The 14,342-nt window shown below is 47.0% G+C and carries 15 protein-coding genes and 1 pseudogene; 5 read left to right on the forward strand and 11 right to left on the reverse strand.

Features of this window, described 5'->3' with window-relative positions:
• Nucleotides 1-27 precede the first annotated feature (27 nt).
• Both ACOSVP_RS05000 and ACOSVP_RS05005 read right to left on the reverse strand, forming a co-directional pair.
• Nucleotides 28-1,761, reverse strand: a pseudogene (locus ACOSVP_RS05000) (PAS domain S-box protein); the annotation flags it as partial.
• 155 nt (nt 1,762-1,916) lie between these two features.
• Nucleotides 1,917-2,438 carry a hypothetical protein gene (locus tag ACOSVP_RS05005; protein ID WP_487346390.1) on the reverse strand — a complete coding sequence of 174 codons (522 nt, stop codon included), beginning with the start codon at nt 2,436-2,438 and terminating at the stop codon, nt 1,917-1,919.
• Nucleotides 2,439-2,602: 164 nt separating this feature from the next.
• On the opposite strand from ACOSVP_RS05005, the gene ACOSVP_RS05010 reads away from it, so the two are divergent.
• From ACOSVP_RS05010 to ACOSVP_RS05020, 3 genes are all read left to right on the forward strand, one after another.
• Nucleotides 2,603-2,950, forward strand: a complete 348-nt coding sequence (locus ACOSVP_RS05010; RefSeq protein ID WP_487346391.1) for a Fis family transcriptional regulator — start codon at nt 2,603-2,605, stop codon at nt 2,948-2,950.
• Nucleotides 2,951-3,162: 212 nt separating this feature from the next.
• Complete coding sequence (locus tag ACOSVP_RS05015) at nt 3,163-3,336, forward strand: DUF1328 domain-containing protein (RefSeq protein WP_487346392.1); 174 nt, start codon at nt 3,163-3,165, stop codon at nt 3,334-3,336.
• Between the two features lie 140 nt (nt 3,337-3,476).
• Complete coding sequence (locus tag ACOSVP_RS05020) at nt 3,477-4,232, forward strand: MipA/OmpV family protein (protein ID WP_487346393.1); 756 nt, start codon at nt 3,477-3,479, stop codon at nt 4,230-4,232.
• Between the two features lie 63 nt (nt 4,233-4,295).
• Here the strand turns inward: ACOSVP_RS05020 and ACOSVP_RS05025 are convergent, their stop codons facing one another.
• The 6 genes from ACOSVP_RS05025 to ACOSVP_RS05050 all read right to left on the reverse strand — a co-directional run bounded on the left by ACOSVP_RS05025 (nt 4,296) and on the right by ACOSVP_RS05050 (nt 10,215).
• Nucleotides 4,296-4,946, reverse strand: coding sequence for an ArsA family ATPase (locus ACOSVP_RS05025; protein ID WP_487346394.1), 651 nt, complete (start codon nt 4,944-4,946; stop codon nt 4,296-4,298).
• Between the two features lie 108 nt (nt 4,947-5,054).
• A complete protein-coding gene (locus ACOSVP_RS05030) occupies nt 5,055-6,536 on the reverse strand; it encodes a DEAD/DEAH box helicase (RefSeq protein ID WP_487346395.1) in 1,482 nt (493 codons plus the stop codon).
• A gap of 86 nt (nt 6,537-6,622) precedes the next feature.
• Complete coding sequence (locus tag ACOSVP_RS05035; RefSeq protein ID WP_487346396.1) at nt 6,623-6,922, reverse strand: type II toxin-antitoxin system RelE/ParE family toxin; 300 nt, start codon at nt 6,920-6,922, stop codon at nt 6,623-6,625.
• Nucleotides 6,910-7,167, reverse strand: a complete 258-nt coding sequence (locus ACOSVP_RS05040; RefSeq protein WP_487346397.1) for a type II toxin-antitoxin system Phd/YefM family antitoxin — start codon at nt 7,165-7,167, stop codon at nt 6,910-6,912. Before ACOSVP_RS05040 ends, ACOSVP_RS05035 begins: the two co-directional genes overlap by 13 nt.
• 363 nt (nt 7,168-7,530) lie before the next feature.
• A complete protein-coding gene (msrA, locus tag ACOSVP_RS05045) occupies nt 7,531-8,145 on the reverse strand; it encodes a peptide-methionine (S)-S-oxide reductase MsrA (protein WP_487346398.1) in 615 nt (204 codons plus the stop codon).
• 45 nt (nt 8,146-8,190) lie between these two features.
• Nucleotides 8,191-10,215, reverse strand: coding sequence for an NADPH-dependent 2,4-dienoyl-CoA reductase (locus ACOSVP_RS05050; RefSeq protein WP_487346399.1), 2,025 nt, complete (start codon nt 10,213-10,215; stop codon nt 8,191-8,193).
• 217 nt (nt 10,216-10,432) lie between these two features.
• Here ACOSVP_RS05050 and ACOSVP_RS05055 point away from each other — a divergent pair, with 217 nt between their 5' ends.
• Both ACOSVP_RS05055 and ACOSVP_RS05060 read left to right on the forward strand, forming a co-directional pair.
• Complete coding sequence (locus tag ACOSVP_RS05055) at nt 10,433-11,632, forward strand: MFS transporter (protein ID WP_487346400.1); 1,200 nt, start codon at nt 10,433-10,435, stop codon at nt 11,630-11,632.
• Between the two features lie 41 nt (nt 11,633-11,673).
• Nucleotides 11,674-12,108: a GtrA family protein gene (locus ACOSVP_RS05060; protein WP_487346401.1), complete on the forward strand. Its 435-nt coding sequence runs from the start codon at nt 11,674-11,676 to the stop codon at nt 12,106-12,108.
• A 12-nt stretch (nt 12,109-12,120) separates the two neighbouring features.
• Here ACOSVP_RS05060 and ACOSVP_RS05065 read toward each other — a convergent pair whose 3' ends face one another.
• From ACOSVP_RS05065 to ACOSVP_RS05075, 3 genes are all read right to left on the reverse strand, one after another.
• Nucleotides 12,121-12,660, reverse strand: coding sequence for a lipocalin family protein (locus ACOSVP_RS05065; RefSeq protein WP_487346402.1), 540 nt, complete (start codon nt 12,658-12,660; stop codon nt 12,121-12,123).
• Nucleotides 12,661-12,727: 67 nt separating this feature from the next.
• A complete protein-coding gene (locus ACOSVP_RS05070) occupies nt 12,728-13,282 on the reverse strand; it encodes a TetR/AcrR family transcriptional regulator (protein ID WP_487346403.1) in 555 nt (184 codons plus the stop codon).
• A 118-nt stretch (nt 13,283-13,400) separates the two neighbouring features.
• The gene (locus ACOSVP_RS05075; protein ID WP_487346404.1) at nt 13,401-14,243 is read right to left on the reverse strand and encodes an ABC transporter substrate-binding protein; all 843 of its coding nucleotides are present in this window, start codon (nt 14,241-14,243) and stop codon (nt 13,401-13,403) included.
• Between the last annotated feature and the right edge of the window lie 99 nt (nt 14,244-14,342).

The raw sequence follows: 14,342 nt of genomic DNA on the forward strand, positions 1-14,342 counted from the left end.
TTTTTTTAGTGCGTCAGCCAGTTCTCCAATCCGTTTTTTTGTTTCTTCGACTAAAGTACCAATCTCACTGGCTGAAGCAGATGATTTTGATGCTAGGGTTCGAACTTCATCCGCAACTACCGCAAAACCACGCCCTTGTTCCCCTGCCCGAGCGGCTTCAATCGCAGCGTTAAGTGAAAGTAGCCCTGTTTGATCTGCAATACTGTTAATGACCGAAACAATTTCACCAATCTGGTTACTCGACTGCATCACTGACGCCATAGCAGCATTAGTGGTTTCACGGGACTCACGTTCCTTAGTAACGTTTTTAATGAACGCGGTATAAGCAATTTTATCACCCATATGAATCTTACAAAGGGATAAGGAGCCATAAAGTACATCGCCATCTTTTCTGTTAATTGGCACCTCTCGTGTCGTCCCCACTATTTTATCTTCGCCAGTAACGCGGTTAGCATTCACATACTCGTCATGATTCGCTTGAATATTTACTGGAACCAACATCTTCACGTTTTTGCCCAATACCTCTTGGCGTTGATATCCCCAAAGTGCTTCAGCGGCTTTATTAAAAAAGGTTACTTCGTTTGCATGATTAATTGTTACTACCGCATCCATTGCCTGCTCTAGGGTCTGATTAATAATTTCTTGGGCAGCTTTTTCGGCAGTAATATCTTTTACGAACGCTGTATATAAGATTTTACTATCAAGACGAACTTTTGAGAGAGACAAACTTCCGCAGACCGTATTACCATCTTTCCGTTCGATTATAACTTCACGACTTGTGCCGACAATTTTATCGTGTCCAGTAGAACGGTTAGTATTAACATAGTTATCATGGTTGCTTTGGAACATCTGTGGCACCAGCATTTTAACGTTCTTTCCCAGCACTTCACGGCGTTCATAACCCCATAAATTTTCAGCTGCTCGGTTGAAGAATGTCACCAAATTACTTTCATCAATGGTAACAACCGCATCTAGGGCTTGCTCCAAAGTTTGATTAACGATTTCTCGTGCCTCTCGCTCTTTTGTTATGTCTTTGACAAATGCGGTATAAATCAACTCCTCACCGACACGCACCTTACACAGCGATAAACTCCCCCAAATCTTAGCTCCACTTTTACGCTCGATTTCCACTTCTCGGCTTGTTCCAACAATCTTGTCGACACCAGTTTTACGGTTAGCGTTGACAAAATCATCATGGTTCGCTTGAAACATTTTCGGCACTAGCATTTTGACATTTTTGCCTAATACCTCATGACGCTCATAGCCCCATAATTCTTCCGCTGCTCCATTAAAGAAAGTCACCATATTATTGGCATCAATGGTCACCACAGCATCGAGTGATTGCTCTAAGGTCTGGTTGATGATTTCTCGCTGCTGACGCTCTTTTGAAATGTCTTTTATAAAGGCTGTATAATGTAATTTACCGCCGATTTTTACTTTGGATAGGGAAAGACTTCCCCATACTTTTGAGCCATCCTTGCAGTCAATTTCCACTTCACGGCTGGTACCGACAATCTTATCCTGCCCCGTATCACGGTTTGAGTTTACAAACTGATCATGCCCAGACTGAATCGCTATGGGGACTAGCATTTTGACATTTTTACCTACGACTTCGTCTCGGGTATATCCCCATAGGCGTTCCGCGGACTTATTAAAAAAAGTTATCTGATTCTTATCATCAATGCTGACAACTGCGTCTAGAGCCTGAGCGAGCACCTGCTCATAGATTTTTCCAGACATACTTTTACTATTACCGAACATATGATGGCCCCTTTGGAATCTTATCTACACTTGAGCAAGTGTAGATTCTGGGTCTAGTGATAGCATAGAATTAAAATTGTCATCTAGAGCTATATATCAAATATTATTCAAACAATCAGTTACATGAAGCTACAACAGCTGAAGCGACATTCATTTTATTCAGGGTATAATCGAACGATTCCAGATTTCCCTTCCATATCCCCCACCATCCAGATTTTCTCGAATGGATGATTGTCGGGCACACTAATATGACCAATCAGTCCCTTAATGTCTTCTTTGGTCCATTGTGGATGGGCATTACGGATCACTAACCAGACGCGTTTAGAATGGTAATTCTTACCGGCTTTGCTCAATAAAATTCGGTTTAACGCGGTTAACAAGCGTTCGTGAGGCTCTTGATCTAAGGCGTGTAACTCTTGCTTGGTTTGTTCGGTGAGGTAACGCCCTAAAATCGCCATGGCTTCCGCTTCTGAGCCATACAGATGGGCGATTTCTAGATCCAAGCGCTCTCCTTCAAACATGCACGAAACATCCGGACGCTGGGGTTGATTATGCCAAATATGGCGTATTTTCTTCCCAGTATTGCCTTCATACCAGCGCATAAAGATCTTAGCGGCCTCATGCTCTAGCTCAATTTTTTCATGCTCGCTACGCTGACCGTCCACTACATCAGACATTACTACTCCTACTACATTGGGTCGGCTTGATACTCTTGATACTAGATCAAAACGGCCACTTGTTCACTTTGTTCGTGAGATAGCACAATCACTTAACGCTTCAAGGATAAAATTTTTTTATAATCACAACGCAATTAACTATGACACAGGAAGGAGCAACGACAGTGCGCAAGACTGATAAAAAGCTGGATAACAAACTACGGGAAACACTGACTGAGCAATGTGATGAGCTACTCGATTTGAACCTGGGTTTTGAGTGGTTAACCCATCTTGTAGACTACGATCGTTTTCCGCAAAGCTTAAGAATCGTCTGTGTTTTTGAGTCGGATGAAGCGCAGGCCCATTTCGCTAACAGCGTCCATTACTCAGCCTTACAGAACACTCTGCAAGGACGCATGAAGACGCTGAATATCATTCTAAAAGATATCAACAAACATCTATTTTTAGACAATGAACAAGCCTGTGTGCGTAGCCATCAAGGCAAATGGGCTGAACGATTACGTCAACATTGAAAGGATACTTGCTAACGAATTTGATTCGATTTCTGACAGCGCCTTGACGCAGATAAGCGTATGCAACGCATTCGCATGCACTGATCAACACTCTTTACATTACTCAGTCCGTCTCCTAATTCATCACACCTTTTTTGCACTTAATCTTGGCTGACCTGCTCTAGCCTAAAAACAGTTCACGACATCAAACTGGCTTTATAGGAGATAATACTATGTTGGGTTGGACATTAATGTTTTTGATTGTGGCTCTGATTGCCGGTGCATTAGGTTTTACTGGCATCGCTGGGGCAAGTATGGGGATCGCCAAAATCTTATTCTTTGTTTTCCTAATTCTGATGATTTTGTCTGCCGTGATTCACGTGCTGCGCGGTAAAAAACCATTATAACTATTAAGCATATCTAAACCCGCTGAAAGCCCTTTCAGCGGGTTTCTTCGGTTAAATGTTTTCAGTTTTTGACACTTGTGGCGCCACTTACTCACGTATCATGAATATCTGTCTCTTTCAGAAGATGTAGGATAAAGGATATGAAAAAGCTCACAACGCGCAAATTACTACTGCTCACCCCTATGCTAGGACTGCCTTTCGCTGGTGCCGCTCAGGCGGCTGAGCTTGATACAACGGTAGGTGCATCTGGTTTGTGGCTGCAAAGCCATGTGGTGGGGGAAGACGATCCAAAAGAGTTGTGGCCTTATATTGATTTGTCTTACGGCGCTCTGCGCATCAACACCAATGGACTTGGTGTGCAGCAAGAACTCTCTGGCGACAATACCGTTGGCGCTTTCATTCGCTTGCGTCGCTCGCCAATTGATGTTGACGATAATACTGTTTTACACAATTTCCGCGATCGTAAAGACGCTGCAGAATTGGCTCTAAACTGGTCAACCAAATTGGCAACTATGGACATTAGCACCACCTTGGCGGCTGATATCAGTGACCGTCACGAAGGCTACGAGGCGAACGTTAAAGTTGCTAAATCGTACAAAACGTCTGCTGGGATGTTTGTTCCAGCACTGACCCTAGCGTATCTGTCAGACGACCTAGTGGATTATTACTACGGCGTTAGCGCACAAGAGTCGGCGAGCTCAGGTTTTGCAGCTTACCAAGGGGATGATGCACTGGTGAGTCGTGTTGAACTTACTCATATTTTCCCATTTGGCGATCATTGGAAAACCATTACTAATATTGGCTACAGCAATCTTGGCAGCGGAATCAAAGACAGTTCAATCGTCGAACGCTCCGATGTTTGGGGTGGTAGCCTAACAGTGGCCTATAGCTTCTAATTTCTAAGGCAGTGCAAAAAACAAGGCAGCCAGTTGGCTGCCTTGTTCGTTACTAACGCGTGACTATAGCCCAGCTTGATCAAGCGCGACCGTCACCTGCTGCAGGGTACCAATGCCATGTATTGGCGTAGGCATCTGCGGCAATTGATACTGAGGGATGTCCGTTGGAAGTGTCGTGACTGTGGTATTCTCAGCAACAGAATTTAGCAGCACACCATAGATGGGGAGTTGGTATTCTTGCCAAGTAGTTAGGGTTACCATGGCTTTGTTGATCACACTCTGCTCTGGTGTTGCAACCACTAACCATGCCGTATTCTCACTATCTTGGAAACGGCGCTGACAACGCTCTAGCACGCCAGGATCCAGTGTTGCCCCGCTCACAACTTGAGTGTGAGCCAGCGGCGCAGCGTCAAAAATCAGCACATCGTAGAATTCTTCTGCGTCATCAATCAGACCACAAATTCGCTCGAAACTCGCGGTTTCAGTCACTGGATTGATTTCTAAAGCATGCACACCTGCACAGACAGCTGCTCCTTGCTCGCCGATTTGCCAATCAAATGCATAACCCAAAGAGTTCTCTGCATCAGCGGAAACCACCAGCACTCGTTGACCGCGACGTGATGCCAACAGCGCTAAGGCTGCTGCGACACTGGTTTTACCCGCACCGTCACAGCCACCAACAAAAATTAAACGCTTATCCGTTATCAAAGACATGCACACCTCGATCTGATTTATTGTTCTGACTAGCCATCATAAATAGATCAACAGAATAAGATTACCTTATTAAGTCGAGGCCAGCGCAAATTGCGACACTTTTAGCGATCAGGATGCGCTGTTATTGCTGCTTGTGCGTACGCGCTTACGTGGAGCACGATTTGGCGCGGCACTATTTTCAGCAGGTTTTCTCGAGCCTTGAGCGGGTCGATTTGACGCACCTGAACCTTGGCGTGGGCTCTGTGGTTTCTTCGGCGCACGAGGGTTTGGACTACGTGAATCGGAAGCGTTTTCCTGTGGTTTTCTGCCGCTTGGTTTGCGATTCGATGGGTTATTGGAGGCCGCACTTTGCACCGAGGTATCGACAGGCATACGTTGCTCTGTTTTCGGTGCTTTTGGCTTTTTGGGTTTCTTTGGCTTAATTGGACGCAAATCCAATTTCGATTCTTGCAAACGATTGCTTGGCGGAAACTCTGCATCCACATGACGCTCAATCAATTCGCCAATCACACGTTCAATGGCAAACAGTTCAGCAATATCTTCTTCGGTGACAAAGGACACCGCATGACCGGTTTCACCGGCACGGCCAGTACGACCAATACGATGTACATAGTCTTCTGGCACTTTTGGCAAATCAAAGTTCACCACATATGGCAACTGGCTAATATCAATACCGCGGGCGGCAATATCGGTTGCCACCAAGACTTGTACCGCACCGGATTTAAAATCAGCTAAAGCTTTGGTACGAGCATTTTGACTCTTATCACCGTGGATCGCCGCCGCGCTGATCTCTTTCGCGCTCAGCATACGCGCAATGCGGTTGGCACCGTGTTTGGTTTTTGAGAACACCAACACCTGACGCCAGCCTTCTTGCTGGATCAAATGAATCAGCAGCTTGGTTTTATTCGGTTTATCGACTTCAAATACCTGATGACTGATGGTCGTCGCCTTGGTGTTCGCTGGCGAAACAGACACTTCTTCAGGATCATTAACAAAGCGCTCCGCCAATTCTTTGATCGGATCCGAGAAGGTCGCCGAGAACAGCAATGTCTGGCGTTTTTTCGGAATCAGCGCCACAATTTTCTTCAAATCATGGATAAAGCCCATATCCAACATACGGTCGGCTTCGTCCAACACTAGGATCTCCAAACGATCCAGTTTCAAAGCATTTTGCTGATACAAATCCAACAAACGCCCTGGTGTTGCCACCAGCACATCCGCGCCACCACGCAGCTTTAGCATCTGCGGGTTAATCTTCACACCGCCGTACACCACCGCACTTTTTAGCGGCAAATGCTTACTGTACAAGGCTACGTTATCCGCCACCTGTTGTGCTAATTCTCGCGTCGGAGTCAGCACTAGAGCACGCACTTGGTTGTTACGCGCCCCTGGTCCCGCTAATAAATTTTGCAGCATCGGCAAGGTAAAACCAGCCGTTTTACCTGTCCCTGTTTGCGCCGCGGCCATCAAATCCTGACCAGACAACACCACCGGGATGGCCTGCTGCTGAATCGGGCTAGGAGTGGTGTACCCCTTCTCTTTTAAGGCTTTTAAAATACGTGCGTCTAATCCGAGGGACTCAAAATTCATTAGGTTACTCAATCAATCATAGGAAGGCGCGAAGCTTAACCTTTGTGGGGGGAATTTGCGAGCTATAAGGTCTGCACAGAATAGGATTACTGGCTAATGAGGAACTTGCGCAAATCACGCTCTTGGCGCATGACAAATAGTATCAGCACTTGATCAGCTTCTAGCTTGTAGAATACTCGACAAGGCGGAACCACCACTTCGCGATAGGATAAATGGTTTAATTCAGGTGGGATTCGTCCCGATTCAGGGAAATCTGCTAAGCGTTCAACAGTAGAGAAGACCCGCTGAACTAAAGCTTTAGCGGCTGGTTCGTTCTCTAAAGCGATGTATTCGGCGACATCATTTAAATCTGATAGTGCTGGATCCGTCCAAACTATTTTAGCCATTTCGCCATCTTTTCCTTGGCTTCTTTGTGAGTAGAGATTTTTCCTTCTGCAAACGCGCGCTCACCACGCGCAATCCCTTCTAAAATAGCGAGGCGGTTTTGCATAAATTCATAGTCTTCAACGTCGACTAGGTAAGCAGATGGCTTGCCATGCTCCGTAATCAAAACGGGCTCTTTTGACTCGTGAAGATCTGCGAGAATTTTAGTCGCTTGGCGTTTTAAAGAAGTCACTAACTCGACCTTCATCTGATCTGCTCCAAAGAAATAGTCAAAAGTAGCACTATTGTATCACTTTGCTGACTAATAAATAGCCATCGGAGATATTCTTAGCAGAATCCCATGCGTTTGATTGGCGCGCTCTTAAATCAGTTATGGTCGATGATGAGACATTGCGCAAGCCAATTGAATTGCATGGGAGGATGCCTCAAACCAAGATTGAGAGCTCCGACGCTGATGAGCATTATCTCAGTTATGCGAGTCTGAATCGGGGAAAGATTCCCCTCCCACAAGGCATCAGTTTCAAGAATTACTGTTGGTATTGGAAGTGTTATAACCCCATCCTAACCTTCCCCTTCAAAAGGGGAAGGGATACGAAATACCGCAGTGACTTTAATGGTATTTCTTACTTGCTACTTCGCCCCAAAGGTCTTCGATACGACTATCACGGCCACAGTTATAGCGGTAGAACTTGTAACGTAGTTTGTTCTTTAGGTAGTAGTCCTGGTGATAGTCCTCGGCCAAGTAGAATTCTTTAGCGGGTATAATTTCGGTAACGATGCCCGCGGCAAAGGGTTTGTCTTGCATCACTTGCGCTTTGGAGGCTTCAAACACCTCACGCTGCGCTTCGTTTTGATAGAACAAACCGGTGCGGTATGGTTCACCCTTATCGCAAAACTGGCCACTGGCATCGGTTGGGTCGATGGTGCGCCAGTAGTAATCGGTTAATTCCCGCAGGCTGACAATCTCATCATCAAAGGTAATCTTCACCGCTTCATAGTGGCCGGTTTTCTTACCCGAAACCTGCTGGTAAGTCGGGTTCGCCACATGACCGCCGGTATAGCCGGAGACCACATCCTTCACGCCATCGACGCTTTCAAAGTCTGATTCCACACACCAGAAGCAACCACCCGCCACAATCATGGTCTGTTGCTCCGCAGAGACCTGTGGAGTCATGGCCAGCGCCCCAAATGTCAGAGCACTAGCTAGTATTAACGTTTTCATCATCCGTCCTCCCATAAATATTTTCACTATAGAGGACGTACTTATCCTCTATAAAGTCATCGCCACTTTGGTACCTTGGGCAATGGCTCGTTTGGCATCCAGTTCTTTGGCCACATCCGCACCACCGATCAGGGTAAAGGGTTTGTTGAGCCCTTCCACCAATGAGCGTTCTGGCTCTTGTCCAGCACAAACAATCACATGATCCACAGGGAGACATTGCAGTTGTCCGTCTCGTTCAAGCCACAAGCCCTGATCGTCAATGCGTTGATACTGACAGCCCGAGAGCATCTCGACGCCCTGCTGTTTTAACTGGGTACGATGAATCCAGCCGGTGGTTTTGCCTAGTCCTGCGCCCACTTTGCTTGGCTTACGCTGTAATAAGTAAACAATACGTTTACGCTCAACGCTTAATTCTGGCTCACATACACCACCACGCTTTTGCAAAGTTTGATCAATGCCCCATTGGCGCGCAAAGCTTGAAACATCGTTTTCCTGATGGTTTTCAGCCAGTAAAAACTCTGCTGTATCAAAGCCAATGCCACCGGCACCGATAATGGCGACACTAGCGCCTACAGGTTTGCCATATTTAAGTACATCCAAATAAGTCAGCACTTTGGCGTGATCAATGCCTTCAATATCTGGTGTTCTTGGTCGTATTCCGGTGGCCAACAGCACATGATCCACATCCAGCTGGTTAAGCTGCTTGGCATCCATTTTGGTATTTAGACGCAGCGCTACGCCATAATCTTTCAGTTGCTGGGAAAAATATCTCAGGGTTTCAGAAAATTCGGATTTGCCAGGAATGTTTTTGGCAATATTGAATTGCCCGCCAAGGCGATCACTGGCATCAAACAGGGTGACATGATGACCTCGTTTCGCGGCCGTTAACGCCGCGGCCATCCCCGCAGGACCGGCGCCAACCACCACAATCTTCTTGGGTATATCCGCTGGCACCATCAAAAGTTCGGTTTCATGACAGGCAAAGGGGTTCACCAGACAGCTGGCTACCTTGCCTTCAAATACATGATCAAGGCAGGCTTGGTTACAGCCGATGCAGGCATTGATGCGCTCACTCTGGCCTTGTTCGGCCTTGTTAACAAAATCGGGATCTGCCAGAAAAGGACGCGCCATGGACACCATATCCGCACAGTCCTCGGCCAATACTTGCTCGGCGATTTCAGGGGTATTAATACGGTTGGTGGCGATGACTGGAATGGAGAAGTGTTCTTTAAAGGCCTTAGTTACCCAACTAAAGCCTGCCCGTGGCACACAGGTAGCGATGGTCGGGATACGTGCTTCGTGCCAGCCGATACCAGTATTGATCAGGGTGGCACCGGCTTGCTCCACTGATTGCCCCAATTCGATAATTTCCTCGAAGCTAGAGCCCTGCTCTACCAAGTCCAACATGGATAAGCGAAAAATCAGGATAAAGTCTTCGCCTACGGTTTGGCGAATGCGACGCACAATTTCCACCGCAAAGCGGATGCGATTGTGATAATCACCGCCCCATTCGTCATCACGCTGATTAGTGCGCGTAACCATAAACTCATTCAGAAGATAGCCTTCTGAGGCCATGATTTCCACCCCATCGTAGCCAGTATTGCGAGCAAACAGCGCGGTATCGACAAAGTCTTGTATTTGTTTCTCAATGCCCTCTGGGGTCAGAGCCTTAGGCTCAAACTGATTAATCGGGGCCATGATCGGCGAAGGCGCGACCAGATTAGGATGAAAGGCGTAACGGCCCGTATGCAAGATTTGCAGACAGATTTTACCGCCTTCTTCATGCACTGCTTGGGTGATTTTACGATGCACCATTGGATTGAGTGGCTGATAGGGAAACGGGTACGGAGAGCCTTCCGCATTGGGGCTAAAACCACCGGTAACGATTAGACCTACACCTCCACGGGCACGAGCTCGATAGAAAGCGGCTAGACGTTCACCAGTATGATCTTTTTCTTCAAGACCCGTATGCATGGAGCCCATCAAAACACGATTTTTTAGGGTGGTAAAACCAAGGTCAAGCGGTTGAAATAGATTCGGGTAGTGGTTGTTATTATTGCCCTGCACTGACATGTCATACTCCAAGCTGATCAAGTGGTTTCATACTGGCAAAAGCACTCGGCCTGACAAAGACCAAAATAGCGCAAATATGTTTACAAAATGGATCAGCCGTTCTTAGCTTCAGTATAGTGAACAATGAATAACACTAATAAAAACTAACCGAACGGTTTACAATGCACCGTTTTAGCGCCGATCGGTTTGGTGCTTTGATCGAGCAAAAGGATTGTGTATGGCGAATGCCGCAGTAACACCGAATGAACCCACAAAGACCGCTTGGCTAGAAGTCTTCTTGCTCTGGTTTGCCGGCATCAGTGCCGCCATGCAATTTGCTAAGTTCTCCGTGTCCTACAACGAGCTGCTGGCCTATTACCAAGCAGGACCGACTTGGACGGGGGCTTCTATTTCGGTGGTGGGCACCATTGGGCTAATATTTGGCGTCACTGCCGGATTAATGGCAGGGAAAATTGGCTACCGCAAGGTGCTCATTGGTGCCTTGCTGTTAGGCGCGGCTCTGTCGTTTATTCAGTCGACTTTGCCAAGTTTTGAAATCGTCATGGCAACCCGCGTACTAGAAGGCTTCTCGCAACTCGGCGTGGTCGTCGCCGCACCAACCATGATTGCGCGCCTCAGTGCCCCCCAGCACCGCTCCATTACCATGGGCATTTGGGGCACCTTCTTTGGTGTGGCCTTTGCTCTAGCTGGCCTATTCGGTAAACCTTTGATCGCAGCGTTTGAGTTAAACGGCCTGTACTTTGCCCATGGCCTATTTATCAGTGCCATGGTGATTGCTCTGCTGATGTTACTTGAAAAAGACGAAAGTCGTTTTAAAGATAATGTCGCCCCAAGCCAAGACGGTTATTTTCAAAAGCTTGCCAAGATTTATCGTACGCCGCAAACCCTGTTACCGGGGTTAATCTTTGTGTTTTACACCAGCACCTTGGTATCCCTGCTGACCTACATTCCCAACTTTATTGAGTCGGACCACCTACGCACCACTCTGCAAGTAGTGTTACCTCTATTAAGCACCGCAGGGACCTTTATAGCGGGCACACTTTCGCAATACGTAATGCGACCACAAAAAGTCGCCCAGATCGCCTATGCAGGGCTAGCACTGGGGGCACTAGCCCTTGCACAAGACATGGATTCTGAGATTCTGTTTTCCATTATTGTCGGTGAGATGGTGCTGTGTGCGGGTCTAGTACCAGGCGCATCCCTAGCCATGGTGCCGCGCTTGGCGCGTAATAGCTCAGAACAGGCCAATGGTTATGGCTTAATCGCGCAGATGGGTAACCTTGGTGCCACCATCGGGCCACCAAGTTACGCAGCCATGATTACCGCTTTTGGTTTGTATGGCTTAGTCGGACAAGTCTTGTTTGTCTGTGTAATGGGTGGGTTATTTGCCTTATTAGCCGCACATTTAGAGGGCTAACTCGTCATTAAGTTGTCACAGATGGCAATCTAGTATGAGGCATGAAATCGACTTTATTGCAGTTTTTCCAATTCAGCGTCGTCGGCCAAGTCAGCTTTGCGGTAGACATTATCGTGCTCTGGCTGTTGGCCGACAGCATTCCGCTACTGTGGGCACGGGTGCTGGCCTTTGCCGTGGCGGTGCTTACTAATTGGTTGTGCCATCGCCTTTACACATTCAAAGAACACGCCACGTTAGATGCCAAATTAAAAGAAGCGACGCAATTCGCCCTCGCCTCGTTAATTGGTTTAGTACCTAATATCGGCCTGTACTGGTGGGCCATTCGTACCGATGTCTACGCCCATTACGCCGAGTGGAGCTTGGCCCCTGTGCTCGCCATGTTTCCGGGGATTTTCGTCGGCCATTGTTTAAATTTCTGGCTGTCCAAATATTGGGTATTTAAACGCAAAGCCGACAATGTGGTGGATTACCCTTAACACTTAGAGCGCCTAGCCTTGATGCAACCCCTGATCGACAAAGATCAATTTGTCGGTTTCAAATCCCGCTGCTTTGGCTTTAGCAATCAACTCTGCTTGTTTGTCTTTGGAGATGGTTGGCGTTCTTGAAAGTAGCCAGAAATAGGAGTGGTCAGGACCAGAGATTAAAGAGTACTGATAATCTTGGTCCAGATTAAAGATCACATAAGCACCGTAGAAAGGGCCGAAAAAGGATACTTTAAGATGCCCTGTGTTGACGTCTTCTACGAAGTAAGCTTTACCTTCCGCTTCCTGCCAAGTTTGCTCCGCTTCTGAGTAGCCTCGATTGACTACCTTGACGCCACCGTCATCGCGCATGCTGTACTGAGCTGTAACATTGGTTAGGCCTTTTTCAAAGCTATGATCCAAACGCGCAATTTCGTACCACTTGCCTAAGTAATTTTGTAAGACAAATTGATCCACCGGCAGAATGCCTTTCGGCGCAGACACAGAACAACCCACCAGAACCAAGAGTGTTACAATAGCGGCGCTGATCCAAGAAATACGTTTCATGATAAAGCCTCCCTGTTTTATTAAGATAAGATCTACGAGGCAAACCAATGATCGGTTCAATAAAAACTTAAAGTTGTACGAGTTTCTCAACAAGTTGCGCAAGGCTTGCACATTCACTCGGTCGCCGACGAATAGCGGGCAGTAAACAGGCTTCGCGGGACACGGAAAATAAGGTGAAGAAATGGGCTTCGGACAGCTGATGATGGGCTAACCAACGCTTGAGTACACTGACCAGTTCCGCTTCCAAAGAGTCGAACAACTGCTGCTCAGCTTGGCTCAGCTTATGTTGTTCACCCCAATGAATTCGATAAGCCGCTAGACGATCATCGGCCACCGACCAAGCTTGCCAAATACCTTGCCAACCTTCGGAAAAGGCCGCAGACGAGTCTTTCAGGGACTGCTCCAACTGCCCTAGCTCTAGCGTGCTGCGCTCAATAATCTGACGTAGCACTTCCTGCCAAAGCAATAATTTAGACGGGTAATTACTGTACACGGTAGGTTTGGAGACGGCGGCTTCTAACACCACTTGGTCAATGCTGGTACCCTGATAACCGGCCACTTTGAACAGATTTAAGGCTGCTTCAGCGATCAAACCTTTTTTGGAGGGACGTCCTCTAGCCATGTAGGGTCTCTTAAGTCATTAGAATTTAATTGAAAATCCCCGCCATTATGCCATTTTTAAGACAAAAAAGGGGCGAATCATTTCGCCCCTCATACATTCCGCTAGCTGACTAAGGCTATTAGAGTGCGCGCGTTAGCTCTTGTGCTTGCAGTTTAACACTTTCCAAACCATTGCCTGATAGGTACCAAAGACCAGGACTTAGGTACGCCACTTTGGTTTGTGCACCCAGTTCATTTAGCTTCGCCTGCAAGCTTTGGACATTCAATGCTTGATCGTCTTGGCCAATGGCTTTACTACGGTCAACCACGTATAAAACCTTTGGATTCGCCGCAACAATGTCTTCAACGGACAACGGCATAAAGGTACGCGTGCCACGTTTGACCGGTTTTACTGTGTCCGGTAATGCCACTTGCGTCATGCCAAGTAACTCAGTGGCAATCGGGTCTTGACGCACGCTGAAGCCCCCCGCATTGTGCGTCACAGATAACACCACTTGACCTGCTGTTTTTTGTTTCATTTCAGTCAAGTCATTTGCCAAGGTGTGTAGTGCAGCTTGGCCTTCTGTTTGTTTTTCCACATGAGCGGCCAAGGACATCACATGCTTTTCAAAGGCTGGCCAGTAAGCCCCCTCTGCTAAACCCACCGTTTCGGTCTTAGTAATGCTCGACAGCGCTTGACCACTTTCCCCTTGACGACCAGTGATCAAAATAAGACTTGGATCTAGCTTCGCCACGGCGTCCGCATCCGGTGTTTTTAAACCACCTACGTCAGAGTATTTCTCGTTTGAAAATTCAGACAGATATGCAGGTAAAGATTGTTTTGGCAGACCAACCACTTGCTCCTCTGCATGCAAGGCGCGCAGCGTATCAACACTACCTAGATCGAAGCTCACCAAGCGCTCACTTGCTTGAGCATGAGCAGCCATCACTGCACCAACAATCAATAACTGTTTGAATTTCATAACACTTCCTTTTAAATCATATTTGATAATAATTCTTATTATTCATCAAATTTTAATTAATGTGTTACAACACACTGTTTCAAATCATGAAACCTAACA

The organism is Marinomonas sp. HM11-D, assembly GCF_057626615.1.